The organism is Blautia intestinihominis (genome assembly GCF_040096655.1).
Lineage (GTDB): Bacteria > Bacillota > Clostridia > Lachnospirales > Lachnospiraceae > Blautia_A > Blautia_A intestinihominis.
The window spans coordinates 1-15,155 of record NZ_JBBMEI010000033.1 but is presented as its reverse complement, the minus strand read 5'-3'; the positions used below and the strand labels follow the sequence as shown (position 1 = coordinate 15,155).

Here is a 15,155-nt window from a genome sequence, read left to right as displayed (position 1 = left end):
AAAATAAGCAAAATACACAAAAAATACTTGAAATATGAAAAAACATCTTCTATAATAAAAATATATGTGGGAGCAATGCAAAAACACAGTGAACGTGAAAAGGAGGGAACTGAATGTTAGACAAATCATACTATGATAAGGCAGATGAGGTCATTGCTGTTTATGGACGCAAGCCGGATTCTCTGATCCCGATCATGCAGGATATTCAGGCTGCGTATCGTTATCTGCCGAAAGAACTTCTGAACTATGTAGCAGATGAGATCGGGGTAACCCGTTCAAGAGCATATAGTGTGGCAACATTCTATGAGAATTTTTCATTCGAAGCAAAAGGTAAATATGTGATCAAGGTATGTGACGGAACTGCCTGTCATGTAAGGAAATCCGTACCGGTCAGAGAAGCCCTGATGAAGGAGCTTGGACTGAATGACAAGAAGCACACCACAGACGATATGCTTTTTACAGTAGAGATTGTATCCTGTCTGGGTGCGTGTGGACTTGCACCAGTCATGATGGTTAATGATGACGTTCATCCGAAGATGACCCCGGATCTGGCAGTAGAGCTGATCCACAAACTGCGAGAGGGAGGTGCCGAGTAATGTTTTTACATAACAGAGAAGAACTTCAGAATCTGCGCAAAGAAGCAGAGGAACGTCTGCATGCAGCGAAGCTCCGCGTCCTGGTCTGTGCAGGAACCGGATGTATTGCCAGCGGCTCCAAGGAAATTTATGACAAGATGGTAGAACTGTCCGAGGGAAACGGACAGGTTTCTGTAGAATTTGAAGGAGAAGTTCCGCATCCTGAGATCAGAAAGAGCGGATGCCACGGATTCTGTGAGATGGGACCTCTGATGAGGATCGAGCCTCTCGGAATCCTCTATATCAAAGTCAAAGTTGAGGACTGCGAAGAAATTTATGAGAAGACGATCTGCCAGGGACAGCCGATCGAGAGACTGCTGTATCATAAGGACGGACAGGTTTACCAGAGTGAGGAATCCATTCCGTTCTATGCTGGACAGATGCGTTTGGTACTTAAGAACTGCGGACATATCGACGCAGAGAATATCGAGGAGTATATCGCTGTAGGCGGCTATTCTGCACTGGAGAAGGTACTTTTTGACATAGACAAGGATACAGCACTGGATATGATGGAAGAATCCGGTCTCCGTGGACGAGGCGGCGGTGGATTCCCGGCCGGCAGGAAATGGAAACAGGTTGCCCGCCAGAAGGAAACCCAGCGTTACGTTGTATGTAATGGTGACGAGGGTGACCCGGGTGCATTCATGGATCGAAGCATCATGGAAGGTGACCCGCACAAGATGCTCGAGGGTATGCTGATCGGTTCTTATCTGACCGGTGCACAGAATGCATACATCTATGTACGTGCCGAGTATCCTCTGGCAGTAGAGCGTTTGCAGAAGGCAATCACACAGGCAGAGGAGCATGGTCTGATCGGTGACAATGTCCTCGGAACAGATTTCTGTATCCACTTCCACATCAACCGTGGAGCAGGAGCTTTCGTCTGTGGTGAGGGTAGTGCCCTGACAGCTTCTATCGAAGGTAAGAGAGGTATGCCGCGTGTGAAGCCGCCGCGTACAGTAGAGCAGGGACTTTTTGCAAAACCAACCGTATTAAACAACGTTGAGACTTATGCCAACGTACCGATGATCATCACCAATGGTGTTGAGTGGTACAGAAGCATTGGTACAGAAGGAAGCCCGGGAACCAAGGCATTCGCACTTACCGGTAACGTAAACAATACCGGTCTTATCGAAGTTCCGATGGGAACCACACTCCGTACCATCATTTATGATATCGGAGGCGGTCTCAAGGGCGGCGGTAAATTCAAAGGTGTTCAGATCGGTGGACCTTCCGGCGGATGTCTCGTAGAAGAGAATCTGGACGTTCCGCTTGATTTTGACCAGGTTAAGAAATACAATGCGATCATCGGTTCCGGCGGTCTGGTTGTTATGGACGAGAGCACCTGTATGGTCGATGTTGCGAAATTCTTCATGGGATTCACTCAGAGAGAATCCTGCGGGAAATGCGGTCCGTGCCGAATCGGAACGAAGCGTATGCTCGAACTCCTTGAGAAGATCACAGACGGCAAGGGCGAGATGGAAGACCTTGACAAACTGGAAGAAACAGCGAAATTCATCCAGGCGCGTTCTCTCTGCGGACTTGGCAAGAGTGCACCTCTTCCGGTCCTCAGTACGCTCAAGAACTTCCGTGACGAATATATCGAACATATCGTAGAGGGTAAATGCCGTGCCCATGTCTGCGAGGCAATGAAAGTTTACGAGATCGATCCTGAGAAATGTAAAGGATGTACGAAATGTGCACGTAACTGTCCGGTTGGTGCGATCGCAGGCGAGAAGAAACAGCCGCACAAGATTGATCCGTCCAAATGTATCAAATGCGGAAGTTGTATGGACAACTGCCCGTTTGGTGCGATCGGCGTGAAATAAACAGATGCAGAAAAGGAGGGAACGACATGATTCATTTGACGATTGATGGCAAGCCTGTTGAAGTCGAGAAGGGTACGACCATCCTTCACGCAGCCAAGAAGGTAGGGATTACGATTCCTACTCTGTGCTATATAGAAGATCTACTGCCGGACGGTTCCTGCCGTTTATGTGTAGTTGAAGTAAAGAATAATGGAAGAACAAAAATAGATACCGCCTGTACGATGCAGGTTTCTGAGGGTGACGAAGTTTTCACCATGTCAGAAAAAGTAGTCGAGTCAAGAAAACAGACACTGGATCTGCTTCTGTCCGACCACAACACTCACTGTTTCTCCTGTCCGGGCAACGGTGACTGTAAACTCCAGGACTATGCTTATGAGTATGGTGTAGAAACATCAAGTTATACAGGAGCGAAGAGCGGTGGAGAGATTGATGATTCCAACAAATTTTTTACCTATGATCCAAGCCTCTGTATCCTGTGCCACAGATGTGTCAACACCTGTAACCAGATCGTAGGAAGAGGCGCGATCGCAACTCTGGAACGTGGTTTCCAGTCCGTGATCGGAAACGGTGAAGGTCTCTGGGCAGACGGCACCTGCGAGTCCTGCGGAAACTGTGTACAGGCATGTCCGACCGGTGCGCTCACCATGAAACGAAGAAAGAAATACCGTGCATACCAAATCGACAAGAAAGTCCTTACTACCTGCCCGCACTGTGCGACAGGATGTCAGTATTACCTGCTTGTCAAGGACGGTAAGATCGTAGATACAGAAGCTTATGACGGACCGTCAAACAAAGGACTTCTCTGTGTTAAGGGACGAAGCGGAAGCTTTGACTTCGTACATCATCCGTCCAGGATCACAGATCCGCTGATCAAGAACAAAGAAACCGGTAAATTTGAGAAAGCAACCTGGGACGAGGCTCTTGATCTGGTTGCATCCAAATTTATGGAGATCAAGAAGAAATATGGTTCCGAATCTCTGGCTGGTTTTGCATGCTCCCGTTCACCGAACGAGGATATCTACATGGTCCAGAAGATGGTCCGTACCTGCTTCGGAACCAACAATACCGATAACTGTGCACGTGTATGCCACTCCGCATCTGTAGCAGGTCTGGCGATGACACTTGGTTCCGGTGCAATGACCAACCCAATCGAGGATATTACCAAGAAACCAGATGTGATCATGCTCGTAGGTTCCAACCCGGAAGAAGCACATCCGGTTGTAGGTATGCAGATCCGTCAGGCAGTACAGCGTGGCTGCAAGCTGATCGTTGTTGACCCGCGTGACATCGATCTTGCAAAACATGCAGACATCCATCTGAAACTGAAACCAGGTACCAACGTTGCATTTGCAAATGGTATCATGAACGTTATCATTTCCGAAGGACTCCAGGATGACAAATTCATCGCAGAGAGAACCGAAGGTTATGAGAAGATCAAAGAGATCGTTAAGGATTACACACCGGAGCGTGTAGCCCAGATCTGCCACATCGATGCAGACGACTTAAGAAAAGCTGCGATCATGTACGCAAAAGCCGACAAGGCTCCGATCATCTACTGTCTTGGTGTAACCGAGCATTCCACTGGTACAGAGGGCGTTATGTCCATGTCCAATATGGCACTTCTGGTTGGTAAACTTGGCCGTGAGGGCTGTGGTGTCAACCCGCTCCGTGGTCAGAACAACGTACAGGGAGCCTGCGATATGGGTGCATCTCCTGGAGACTTCCCGGGATATCAGAAAGTAGCCAACCCGGAAGTAATTGCCAAATTTGAAAAAGCATGGAACACCAAGCTGAACACGAATCCGGGACTTCATGCAACAGAGGTATTCCCGGCAGCGATCAAGGGCGACATCAAAGGCCTTTATATCTATGGAGAGGACCCGGTTGTTACCGACCCGGATACACATCATATCATCAAGGCACTGGAAAGCCTGGAATTCTTTGTGATCCAGGAACTCTTCATGACAGAGACCGCAGAATATGCAGATGTCATCCTTCCAGGTGTCAGCTATGCAGAAAAAGAGGGAACCTTTACAAATACAGAGCGTCGTGTACAGCGTGTGCGTAAAGCAGTGACAATTCCAGGAAATGCAAGATTGGATACCGATATCCTTATTGATCTGATGAACCGTATGGGATATCCGCAGCCGCACCTGACTTCCGCCCAGATCATGGATGAAATCGCATCTGTAACACCATCCTTCGGCGGAATCAGCCATGCACGTCTGGACAGCGAAGAAGTAGGCGGCAAGGGCCTCCAGTGGCCATGCCCGACCAAGGATCATCCTGGAACACCGATCATGCACGTCGGCAAATTTGCGAGAGGACTTGGATGGTTCTATCCGGCAGAGTACATTCCGTCAGCAGAGCTTCCGGATGAGGAATATCCGATCATCCTTATGACCGGACGAATCCTGTATCATTACACAACAAGAGCAATGACAGGAAAGACACCGGAACTGATGGAAATCGAGGGCAGATCCTTCATCGAAATGAATGAGCAGGATGCTGAGAAACTGGGAATCAAGAACGGCGACAGAGTACGTGTGACCTCCAGACGAGGACAGATCGAATCCACCGCCCGTGTGGGAACCAAAGTATCCAAGGGAGAATCCTGGATGCCATTCCACTTCCCGGATGGAAATGCAAACTGGCTGACAAATGCAGCACTTGATAAATATGCAAGAATCCCGGAATACAAAGTATGTGCGATCCGAATTGAAAAAGCATAAGATCAGATGTTATAAATGATTCAGAACAGAGGATATTTTCAGAGACCGGAGAGGTGTCGAAAATATCCTCTGCTTTTTTGTTCAAAAGAAGCGAAAAGGTTGAGCTTTTTTTGTCTATATGTTACAATAAATCGAAAACAGGATTGTGACATTTTGTTGAGAAAAAATATCATTAATCAGACACCAGTTTGGAAAACGATGTTTGAAGGACAGGGGAGAAATGTTTTGGAAAATCTCAGGGTAGAAGAAGCAATTGAGCAATTGCTGATGTATACGAAAGCGGTACAGGAAGCGGAAACTGTGTCTTTACTTTCAGCAAACGGCAGGATACTGGCAGAGGACATGAAAGCAGAGAGAGACAATCCTCCATTTGACCGTGCACCGGTAGATGGCTATGCCTGTAAGGCTGAGGATCTGGCGGGAGCACTGCCGGAAAAGCAGGTCACACTCAAAGTGATCCGGGAAGTTGATGCCGGAGAATATTTTGACGGAACCGTGCAGCACGGGGAAGCGGTACGTATTATGACAGGTGCGGCGATTCCGGCAGGATGTAACTGCTGCGTCAGACAGGAAAATACGGATTATGGAGAGGATACCGTACAGATCTACAAGAGCATGGAACAGTGGGAGGACTACTGTTTTCAGGGTGAAGACTTTAAGAAAGGTACAGTTTTACTGAAAAAGGGTACAAAACTCAGTTTTATAGAGATAGGAATCCTTGCCAGCATGGGTGTGGCAGAAGTTCCTGTTATAAGACGGGCGAGAGTTGCGGTCCTGACAACCGGTGATGAAGTGATGAAGCCGGGAGAAGAACTGAAACTGGGCAAGATCTATGACTGCAACCAGAGTCTCCTTGCAGCGAGACTGATGGATTTTGGCGCAGAACTGACACGGATCGATAAGATCCCGGACAACCCACAGGATATGGCAGAGGCAGTCAGAGAAGCGGCGGAGGTTTCAGATCTGATCATTACAACGGGCGCGGTATCCGTAGGCAAGAAGGATATCATGCACGAGGTAGTCCGGATCCTGGGAGCACAGAGGATTTTTTGGCGGCTTGAGATGAAGCCGGGAATGCCGACGCTTTTTTCTGTCTATGAAGGCACACCGATGCTCAGTCTTTCTGGAAATCCTTTTGGGGCGGCGGTATCTGTGGATCTTCTGATCCGTCCGATGATCCAGAAGCTGACACAGGACGACACACTTCGTCCGGTAAGGAAGAAATGTACTCTGACGAATGATTTTGGTAAGAGTGTCGGAGGACGCCGTTATGTACGTGCGGTCACAGACGGAGAAACCGTGACGATCCCTACCAAGATCCATTCGAATGGAATCCTTTCGACCATGGCAGGATGTAACTGTCTGATCGAGATGCAGAAGGGAAAGACCGGAAGTCATGCAGGAGAAGAAGCGGAAGTTCTTCTTCTGTGACAGGATGAGCGAAATGAAAGAACAGAAGGGTCAGCTGATACTGGCGGTAAGCGGAGTCAAAAATTCGGGAAAAACAACATTGATCGCATCACTTTTGTCGAAGCTGAAACAAAAAGGTCTTAAAGCTGCTGTGATCAAGCATGACGGGCATGAGTTTGAAGCGGATATACCGGGGACAGACACCTGGAGATTCGGGGAAGCCGGAGCCTGCGGGACGCTTGTTTTTTCCGGGACAAAATATATGATGGTCAAATATCAGCCGTCACCAGAGACGGACGAACTGATTGCCTGCTTTCCTGAGGCAGATGTGGTCTTGCTGGAGGGTTTTAAATATTCGGAATACCCCAAGATCGAGGTCATACGACGGGGAAATTCTTCGAGATCTGTCTGTGATCCGAGATTCCTTCTGGGAATCGTGACGGATCTTCGAAGGGAAGAACTGGATGCGGCGGGAAGCGCTTTGCTGGAAGAATTGCCATTTTTTGACCTGAATGAAACAGAAGTTCTGTCGGATTGGATTTATTGCTTATGGAGACAGAGACAGACCGGACGGCAATGACCAGCACAGCAAAAATGAGGAGTAACAAAACGCGGAATGAGTGAAAAAACAGAGAATATTACAACGGAGCAGCAGAACGAGGACGCAGTGCTTGGCATAAAGACCAAGATCGTTCTGTCGAAGAATATCGATTTTTTTGGACCGGGGCTTTTTCATCTTCTTCAGTATATTGATGAAGAAGGGACGATCCATGCGGCATCCAAGAAGATGGGAATGTCCTATTCCAAATGCTGGAAGCTTCTGAACCGGGCGGAGGAACAGATGGAATTTACTTTTCTTGACCGCTATAACGGCGGACCGCACGGAGGAAATTCAAGGATCACGGAAGAAGGCCGTGAGTTTATGAGACGCTATGAAGCATTACTGGAAGAAATGAAAGAAATAAGCCAGAAGGCTTTTGAGAAATATTTTAAGGAATATTTTAAGGAATATTTGTAGCTATGAGGATGCGGCAGGATGTTTCGTTTCGAACAGAAGCATCCTGTCGCAGTTTCTGCACAGATAAGAAAGATCAGACCTGACTGAAGACTTTCATCCGGTCTCTTCTGGCGGCACAGACGAGGGTCAGGCGATAGGCTTTGGCAAGTTCGATCGCCTCTGTGGTAGGAGATGCCTTGCTGGAAAGCACCGGAATTCCGGCATAGATCGCTTTCATTGCCATATCGGTCGGGATCCTTCCGCTGGAATAGACCATGCATTCCGTAAGGTCGATCTGATGACGGAGAGCATAGCCGATCACTTTGTCAAGTGCGTTATGCCGTCCGATGTCCTCACAGGAAAAAAGAATCTCGTCTCTGCGGGCAAGGAGACAGCTGTGGGTGGCGAAGGTGACACCGTGAAGCGGCATCCCATCGGCAAAGGTGTCTGCCATGTGGAAGATCCATTCCGGTTTCCATTCGATCGGGGTGACAGGAACCGGCGGATAGTCAGATGAGAAATAATCATTCAGGATGTGGTTGCCGGTGCAGCAGGTAGGGGTGGTCTCTACGAAGGAAGTGTTTTTCTTTGCATCGGTTGTTTGAGACTGTTTGAGATAAACCTTGGCGCGCTTGCCGTACTCGCAGATGTAGAACTGCTCGACATCGTCGATGGACTGGATGATATGTTCCGTCAGGAGCCGTCCTAGGACGAGTTCTGTGAGATGCTGCGGGAGACAGATCAGTTTCATGGTAAGCTGGTCATTGAGATAGACATCGATCAGATGCTCATTGAGGACCTGTTCTTCTTTGGTAAGGATCTCACCTTCCCTGCCGATGAACTGATAGGTTTGTGTTTCCAGTAATGGAAGATCGTGGTATTGTTCGTTAATATGCATAATTTCTCCAATGCTAAAAAGTTTTTATTGTATATATTTATAGATAAGTATAGCAGAAGTCAGAGGATTTCAAAAGAACAAATTAAGATATAAAACAATAAAAGCCTTTTTAAAGTGGGGTAGACAAAATAAAAAAGGAACGGAGAAAATTTAACTATGAAAGACAGATATGGACGTGAGATCGATTATCTTCGGATTTCGATCACCGACAGGTGCAATCTCAGATGCATTTACTGTATGCCGGAAGAGGGAATCTGCCAGATCTCACATGGAGAGATCCTGACCTACGATGAGATCCAGAGAGTCTGCCGCTGTATGACAACTCTGGGGATCAAAAAAATAAAACTGACCGGCGGCGAGCCTCTGACAAGAAAGAACAGTGCCGCACTGGTACGGATGCTCAAAGAACTTCCGGGAATAGAGAAAGTAACGCTGACGACAAATGGTGTCCTTCTGGGGGAGCAGATCAGTGAACTGGCAGAGGCAGGGATCGACAATATCAATATCAGCCTGGATACGCTGAATGAAGAGGCATTCGGAAAGATCACGCGAAGAGAGGGCCTTCCTAAAGTTCTGGAGAGCATGAAGGAGGCTCTGAAATATCCACAGATCGGTCTCAAGATCAACTGTGTACCGGTGATCGATGATCCGCAGAATCTGGTGGAAGTCGCCAGGATTGCGAGAGACCATCCGATCCATGTGCGCTTTATCGAGATGATGCCGATCGGATACGGCAAAGAGTTCCGTTTCCGGGGAGAAGATGAGATCTGTTCGATCCTTGAGAGTGCTTATGGCAAGATGACACCGGTTATAGAGCACTACGGAAATGGTCCGTGCCATTATTACGAAATCGAAGGCTTTCAGGGAAAAATCGGTTTTATCAGTGCGATGACACACAAATTCTGTTCGCAGTGCAACCGTGTCAGAATGACCGCGGAGGGCTATCTCAAAGCCTGTCTGCAGTATCAGACCGGAATAAGCCTCAAGGCACTGATGAGAAACGGATGCACCGACGAAGAACTGACCGAGGCGATCCGCAGAGTGATCTGGGAAAAACCGGGTGAGCATCATTTTACTTCACAGGCGATTGACGAGGATGAACTTAAGCTGATGTCACAGATCGGTGGCTGAAAAGGAAACAGGGGGATGTATATGGGCGAAAACAAACTAGCAATGATCGTTCTGGCAGGAGGAGCCAGCAGTCGTATGGGAAAAGAAAAGAGCGATCTTAAGCTTGACGGGAAATCTTTTCTGGAGATCCAGATCCAGAAGGGAAGAGAACTGGGTGTTGACAGGATCTACGTCTCAGGCTATCGCGGCGCACACTGCACAGAAGAGATCGTTATGGACAGGATCAAAGAAAGAGGACCTCTCGGCGGCCTCGAAGCCTGCCTTAATAAAGCAGCCCAGGATGGAGCGGACCGGTGTATTGTCCTTGGCGTAGACACCCCGCTGGTGCCGGTATCTGAACTTCAGAACCTCATTCAGAGCGCCGATGCAGATGATCAGAACTGCGTCACCCTTCTCCGCCACAATGGTAAAGAAGAATCTCTGATGGCAGTTTACGAAACCAGTTTGTCAAGTGACATCCGCGCCTTTCTGGAACGCGGGCAATCTTCGGTTTTCCGTTTTCTCAATGAGATCGGCTATTCCTGCTATGATACACAGGAAGATGACCGGTATTTTACAAATATTAATGATCCGAAGGTTTATGAAGAAGTATCTAAAGAAAATTTTCAGGCATAAAAGATATCTGGGAGAATAATAAAATGAATGAGTTATCATTGGTTTTTAACGGACCGGCAGGAGCATGGAATGAGGCTCTTCCTCTGGGGAACGGTTCTATGGGAGCGATGTCATATGGATGGCTTCGGGAGGAAAAGATCGAGCTGAATCTGGATACACTCTGGTCCGGGACCGGAAGAAGCAAAGAAAACAAAAATACAGATGTGGACTGGGATCTTTTGCGCCAGAAGATCTTTGCCGGAGAGTATGAAGAGGCGGAATCCTATTGCAAAGAGAACATCCTTGGCGACTGGACAGAGAGCTATCTTCCGGCAGGAAATCTGCATATTGATGCAAACATACCTGAGTTAAAAGAGCATGGGTCATACCAGAGACAGCTTTCACTTAAGGATGCGCTGGAACAGGTTGTATATTGTCAGGACGGGCAGGGATATCAAAGAGAATTTTTTGTAAGTATGTCAGAACCGGTCATGGCGCTTCATTATAAGGCCGACGCAGGCAGCAGTCTGGAACTGCGTATTTCTCTGGACAGTCAGATAAGGCATGCATGTTCTGCTTTTGGGACAAGTGGACTTGTGCTGGAGGGACAGGCTCCGGTCTATACGGCACCGTCGTATTATTCCTGTGAGCATCCGATCGTCTATGAAGAGGGAAAAGGAACACGGTTTGCGATCGCTATTTCCGTGCAGGCACCGAACGGCTGCATCCGTCAAAAAGACAACACGCTTCTCGTGACTGCAGATAATGATGTGTATATTTATCTGTCCGGGATAACGGACTTTCAGGCACAGGATTCTTATTTATCCAGAAAGAAACAGATGCTGGAACAGATCTGTGACCTTTCATATCCACAATTAAAGGAAGTTCACAAGAAGGCATATGCAGCCTATTTTGACCGGATGGATTTTACACTGACTCCCGGTGTGCAGAATGATCTTATAACAAAAATGTTTCACTATGCCCGTTATCTTATGATCTCTTCCTCTAAGCCTGGCACACAGTGTGCAAACCTTCAGGGAATCTGGAACCATGACTTAAGAGCTCCGTGGAGCAGCAACTATACGGTAAACATCAATACAGAAATGAATTACTGGATGGCAGAGAAGGCGAACTTAAGCGACTGCCATGAGCCGCTGTTTGATCTGATCGAACGGACTGCCTCGCGTGGAAAAAAGACGGCAAAAGAAGTCTATTATCTGGATGGATGGGTGAGCCATCATAATGTGGATATCTGGGGACATTCCAGCCCGGTCGGATATTTCGGGCAGGATGAAAATCCCTGTACCTACTCTATGTGGCCGATGAGTTCCGGGTGGCTCTGCAGTCATCTGTGGGAGCATTACCGCTACACACTGGACAGAGAGTTTCTGAGAGAAAAAGCCTTTCCACTTATCCGGGGAGCAGTGGAATTTTATCTGGGATATCTGGTGCCTTATGACGGATACCTCGTCACAGCACCATCTACGTCGCCGGAAAATACATTTACAGCCTCGGATCACAGTGTCCATAGTGTGACCTTTGGTTCGACAATGGATTGCAGTATCCTGAAGGAATTGTTTAGAAATTATCTGAAAGCCTGTGAGATCCTCGATATCACAGATCTTATGAATGAAGTAAAAGCTGCACTCAAAAAACTACCGCCATTTAAGATCGGGAAAGAAGGACAGCTTCAGGAGTGGTATCTGGATTATCCGGAAGTGGATGTGCACCACAGACATGTTTCGCAGCTATACGGGCTTTATCCGGGAAATTTGATCCACAGAGAGGACGAAGAACTTCTGGTTGCCTGCCGCGTGGCACTGGACAGAAGAGGAGACGAGGGAACCGGCTGGTGCATGGCATGGAAGGCATGTCTCTGGGCGCGGCTCGGAGATGGAGAGCGTGCGTTGAAGCTTTTGAAAAATCAGCTTCGCGTTACAAAAGAAGAAACTTGCAGTCTGGTCGGCGGCGGGATCTACCCGAATATGCTCTGTGCACATCCGCCATTTCAGATCGACGGGAATTTCGGGTTTGCGGCTGCTGTCCTGGAAATGCTGGTACAGTATCAGGATGACAGGATCTTCTTTCTTCCGGCACTTCCGACGGAGTGGAAGGATGGAAAGATAAGCGGCCTTAGGGTACCGGGCGGCATTACCATTGACTTTGTCTGGAAAGACAGATGCATTACCGAATGCAGTCTGCGATCACAGACAGATACGGTACGCACACTTTTGTACAATGGAACCGAGAAGAAAGTAATGCTGAAAACAGATGTCATCTGTCATATTGTCTGATTCTTTTTGCTGCGGCGGTACTCCCCGGCGGTCATGCCGCAGTATTTCCGGAAACTCTGTGCCAGATAACTCTGCGAGGAAAATCCGGCAAGATGAGCAATATCAGAAATTTCATGGTCTGTATTCTCCAGGAGATTTTTGCATACTTCGATCCGGCGGTGGGTCAGATAGCTGATTGGGGAGATGCCGTAGTAGCGTGTGAATTCGTGACTCAGATAATATTTATTCAGATGACTTAAGCTGGCAAGCTGTTCCAGGTTGATGTCATCGCTGTAGTGGGAATCCAGATAACGCTTGACGAGGGCACATTCTTTGCTTGGATGAAAGGATGGAAACAACTGGAAATCAGAGACGGCAAAGCGGCGGAGCTGGGCGATCAGAATGGCAAGCGTATGTTTGCAGATCTCTTCATAACCATCGTTTTTTTCATCCAGTTCCTGAAAAAGGGAATGAAAATAAAACAAAAGGTCGGCATGTTTCTGGCGGCAGTGAAAGATCTGGAATTCTTTCTGATCCTGGAAGGAAAAACTGATCCCGTCCACACCGACCGTATAATAAGAAAGCGGCGAGGCACTTAGGGAAGTTTCCGTATGCTGGATATGAGGGTTGACGATGATCAGGTCATCTTTTTTAATAGAAAAACGCTGGTTTTCGATCAGGAATTCCCCGCTTCCCTCACTGACGTAAAAGAGTTCCGTGAATGCATGGGTATGTGGGATACTGGGCCAGTCTTCCTCATAGTGGGAAGAAGAGGCGTTCACCAGGGCAGCTTCCGTTGAAAAAGGAGTATCGTCCGAAAAAGAAAAAAACCGTGTGCTCATGTGTACCTCCCGGGTCCGAAATATTTTTCAACTGTCAGGATAGCACAAAAGATAAAATACCGCAAGATTTCTAAAAAGCATAGCAAGAACAACGTTGAAAAACAGAGAAAAAGGACGTATTCTGATAGTATCTGAAAGAGAACAGAAACAGATGATAAACCAAATACATAAATATAAAACGGAGGTACACCTATGAGCCAGAACAAAGGCAGAGTTACGATCCCGACAAACCTGGATGTGGTAAAGGAAACACTGGATATCGTAGAGGAATGGGGCGCAGATGCGATCCGTGACTGCGATGGAACAGAGTTCCCGGCAGAACTCAAAGACACAGGCGCAAAGATCTACGCTACTTATTATACAACAAGAAAAGACAATGCATGGGCAAAGGCAAACCCGGATGAGATCCAGCAGATGTACATCATGAGTTCTTTCCATACAGCAACGGAGGAGAAGCTTGAGATCCACCTTATGGATCACCTTTACCCGGACATGCTGAAAGTAAATACCCGTGACGACATCACCAGATGGTGGGAAGTCATTGACCGTACCACAGGCGAAGTCGTTCCGACAGATCAGTGGTCTTATGACGAAGAGAGAGGAAATGTCGTGATCACACCGGCGAAGCTTTTTCATGAATATACGGTCAGCTTTCTGGCATATATCATGTGGGACCCGGTTCATATGTACAATGCTGTTGTAAACGACTGGAAGGACGTAGAGCCGCAGATCACTTTTGATGTGCGCCAGCCGAAGACAAGGGCACATTCTCTGGAGCGTCTCCGTCGTTTCCTTGATACGCATCAATATGTGGATGTAGTACGTTTTACGACATTTTTCCATCAGTTTACCCTGATCTTTGATGAGCTTGCGAGAGAAAAATATGTAGACTGGTTCGGCTACTCCGCATCTGTCAGCCCGTATATCCTTGAGCAGTTTGAAAAAGAAGTAGGATATGCATTCCGTCCGGAATACATTATCGACCAGGGCTACATGAATAATACATACCGTATTCCGTCCAAAGAATTTAAGGACTTCCTGGCTTTCCAGAGAAGAGAAGTTGCGAAGCTTGCCAAAGAGATGGTAGACATTGTCCATGAATATGGCAAGGAAGCCATGATGTTCATGGGCGATCACTGGATCGGCATGGAGCCGTTTATGGACGAGTTTGCCTCCATCGGACTGGATGCTGTCGTTGGAAGTGTCGGAAACGGTGCGACCTTACGTCTGTTCAGCGATATCAAGAACGTAAAATATACAGAAGGACGTTTCCTTCCGTACTTTTTCCCGGATACCTTCCATGAGGGCGGCGATCCGGTCAAGGAAGCCAAAGTAAACTGGGTAACAGCAAGACGTGCGATCCTTCGAAGCCCGATTCAGAGGATCGGTTACGGCGGATACCTGAAACTTGCTCTGGAATTCCCGGATTTTGTACAGTATATCAAAGAGGTATGTCAGGAATTCCGTACACTCTATGACAATATCCAGGGCGTGACCCCATACTGTGTGAAGCGTGTAGCTGTCCTGAACTGCTGGGGAAAAATGCGTTCCTGGGGCAACCACATGGTACATCACGCAATTTATTACAAACAGAATTATTCTTACTTTGGGATCATCGAGGCTTTGAGCGGTGCACCGTTTGATGTTTCTTTCATCAGTTTTGATGATATCCTGGAAAATAAGGATCTGCTGAAAAACTTTGATGTTGTGATCAACGTAGGCGATGCAGATACCGCACAGAGCGGCGGCGAGTACTGGGTAAACGAAACGATCATCACTGCCGTAAAAGAATTTGTCTACAACGGCGCCGGCTT

The 15,155-nt window shown here is 47.6% G+C and carries 12 protein-coding genes; 10 read left to right on the top strand and 2 right to left on the bottom strand.

Translation table 11 applies throughout. The features are described from left to right. The first annotated feature begins 113 nt into the window (after positions 1-113). The 6 genes from WMO75_RS11185 to WMO75_RS11160 all read left to right on the top strand — a co-directional run bounded on the left by WMO75_RS11185 (position 114) and on the right by WMO75_RS11160 (position 7,624). Complete coding sequence (locus WMO75_RS11185; RefSeq protein WP_118698313.1) at positions 114-596, top strand: complex I 24 kDa subunit family protein; 483 nt, start codon at positions 114-116, stop codon at positions 594-596. After that, on the top strand, positions 596-2,464 hold the full coding sequence (locus WMO75_RS11180; RefSeq protein WP_118698312.1) for an NADH-ubiquinone oxidoreductase-F iron-sulfur binding region domain-containing protein: 1,869 nt from the start codon (positions 596-598) through the stop codon (positions 2,462-2,464). The genes WMO75_RS11185 and WMO75_RS11180 overlap by 1 nt, the downstream gene beginning before the upstream one ends. A gap of 26 nt (positions 2,465-2,490) precedes the next feature. Continuing rightward, on the top strand, positions 2,491-5,196 hold the full coding sequence (fdhF, locus tag WMO75_RS11175) for a formate dehydrogenase subunit alpha (protein WP_118698311.1): 2,706 nt from the start codon (positions 2,491-2,493) through the stop codon (positions 5,194-5,196). 225 nt (positions 5,197-5,421) lie between these two features. Further along, a complete protein-coding gene (locus tag WMO75_RS11170) occupies positions 5,422-6,627 on the top strand; it encodes a molybdopterin molybdotransferase MoeA (protein WP_118698357.1) in 1,206 nt (401 codons plus the stop codon). Between the two features lie 13 nt (positions 6,628-6,640). Continuing rightward, the gene (gene mobB, locus WMO75_RS11165; protein WP_118698356.1) at positions 6,641-7,186 is read left to right on the top strand and encodes a molybdopterin-guanine dinucleotide biosynthesis protein B; all 546 of its coding nucleotides are present in this window, start codon (positions 6,641-6,643) and stop codon (positions 7,184-7,186) included. A 36-nt stretch (positions 7,187-7,222) separates the two neighbouring features. Further along, positions 7,223-7,624 carry a winged helix-turn-helix domain-containing protein gene (locus tag WMO75_RS11160; protein WP_022215657.1) on the top strand — a complete coding sequence of 134 codons (402 nt, stop codon included), beginning with the start codon at positions 7,223-7,225 and terminating at the stop codon, positions 7,622-7,624. 73 nt (positions 7,625-7,697) lie between these two features. On the opposite strand, the gene fdhD is transcribed toward WMO75_RS11160, so the two are convergent. After that, complete coding sequence (fdhD, locus tag WMO75_RS11155) at positions 7,698-8,501, bottom strand: formate dehydrogenase accessory sulfurtransferase FdhD (RefSeq protein WP_349078032.1); 804 nt, start codon at positions 8,499-8,501, stop codon at positions 7,698-7,700. 156 nt (positions 8,502-8,657) lie between these two features. On the opposite strand from fdhD, the gene moaA reads away from it, so the two are divergent. From moaA to WMO75_RS11140, 3 genes are read left to right on the top strand one after another with little or no spacing between them, the layout of a single operon-like run. Further along, the gene (gene moaA, locus WMO75_RS11150; RefSeq protein WP_349078031.1) at positions 8,658-9,632 is read left to right on the top strand and encodes a GTP 3',8-cyclase MoaA; all 975 of its coding nucleotides are present in this window, start codon (positions 8,658-8,660) and stop codon (positions 9,630-9,632) included. Between the two features lie 21 nt (positions 9,633-9,653). Continuing rightward, a complete protein-coding gene (gene mobA / locus WMO75_RS11145; protein WP_298089462.1) occupies positions 9,654-10,247 on the top strand; it encodes a molybdenum cofactor guanylyltransferase in 594 nt (197 codons plus the stop codon). 23 nt (positions 10,248-10,270) lie between these two features. Next, positions 10,271-12,520: a glycoside hydrolase family 95 protein gene (locus WMO75_RS11140; protein WP_349078030.1), complete on the top strand. Its 2,250-nt coding sequence runs from the start codon at positions 10,271-10,273 to the stop codon at positions 12,518-12,520. Here WMO75_RS11140 and WMO75_RS11135 read toward each other — a convergent pair. Then, the gene (locus WMO75_RS11135; protein ID WP_022215653.1) at positions 12,508-13,341 is read right to left on the bottom strand and encodes a helix-turn-helix transcriptional regulator; all 834 of its coding nucleotides are present in this window, start codon (positions 13,339-13,341) and stop codon (positions 12,508-12,510) included. The genes WMO75_RS11140 and WMO75_RS11135 overlap by 13 nt on opposite strands. A 192-nt stretch (positions 13,342-13,533) precedes the next feature. Here WMO75_RS11135 and gnpA point away from each other — a divergent pair. Then, positions 13,534-15,155, top strand: a 1,622-nt coding sequence (gene gnpA / locus WMO75_RS11130; protein ID WP_349078029.1) for a 1,3-beta-galactosyl-N-acetylhexosamine phosphorylase, incomplete at its 3' end; no start/stop codon positions are given.

What these genes read in the sequence shown, in the direction of transcription:
- WMO75_RS11160 (WP_022215657.1), top strand. Translation starts at nt 7,223, where the DNA reads ATGAGTGAAAAAACAGAGAATATTACAACGGAGCAGCAGAACGAGGAC.
- fdhD (WP_349078032.1), bottom strand. Translation starts at nt 8,501, where the DNA reads ATGCATATTAACGAACAATACCACGATCTTCCATTACTGGAAACACAA.
- WMO75_RS11135 (WP_022215653.1), bottom strand. Translation starts at nt 13,341, where the DNA reads ATGAGCACACGGTTTTTTTCTTTTTCGGACGATACTCCTTTTTCAACG.
- fdhF (WP_118698311.1), top strand. Translation starts at nt 2,491, where the DNA reads ATGATTCATTTGACGATTGATGGCAAGCCTGTTGAAGTCGAGAAGGGT.
- WMO75_RS11140 (WP_349078030.1), top strand. Translation starts at nt 10,271, where the DNA reads ATGAATGAGTTATCATTGGTTTTTAACGGACCGGCAGGAGCATGGAAT.
- mobB (WP_118698356.1), top strand. Translation starts at nt 6,641, where the DNA reads ATGAAAGAACAGAAGGGTCAGCTGATACTGGCGGTAAGCGGAGTCAAA.
- moaA (WP_349078031.1), top strand. Translation starts at nt 8,658, where the DNA reads ATGAAAGACAGATATGGACGTGAGATCGATTATCTTCGGATTTCGATC.
- WMO75_RS11185 (WP_118698313.1), top strand. Translation starts at nt 114, where the DNA reads ATGTTAGACAAATCATACTATGATAAGGCAGATGAGGTCATTGCTGTT.
- mobA (WP_298089462.1), top strand. Translation starts at nt 9,654, where the DNA reads ATGGGCGAAAACAAACTAGCAATGATCGTTCTGGCAGGAGGAGCCAGC.
- WMO75_RS11180 (WP_118698312.1), top strand. Translation starts at nt 596, where the DNA reads ATGTTTTTACATAACAGAGAAGAACTTCAGAATCTGCGCAAAGAAGCA.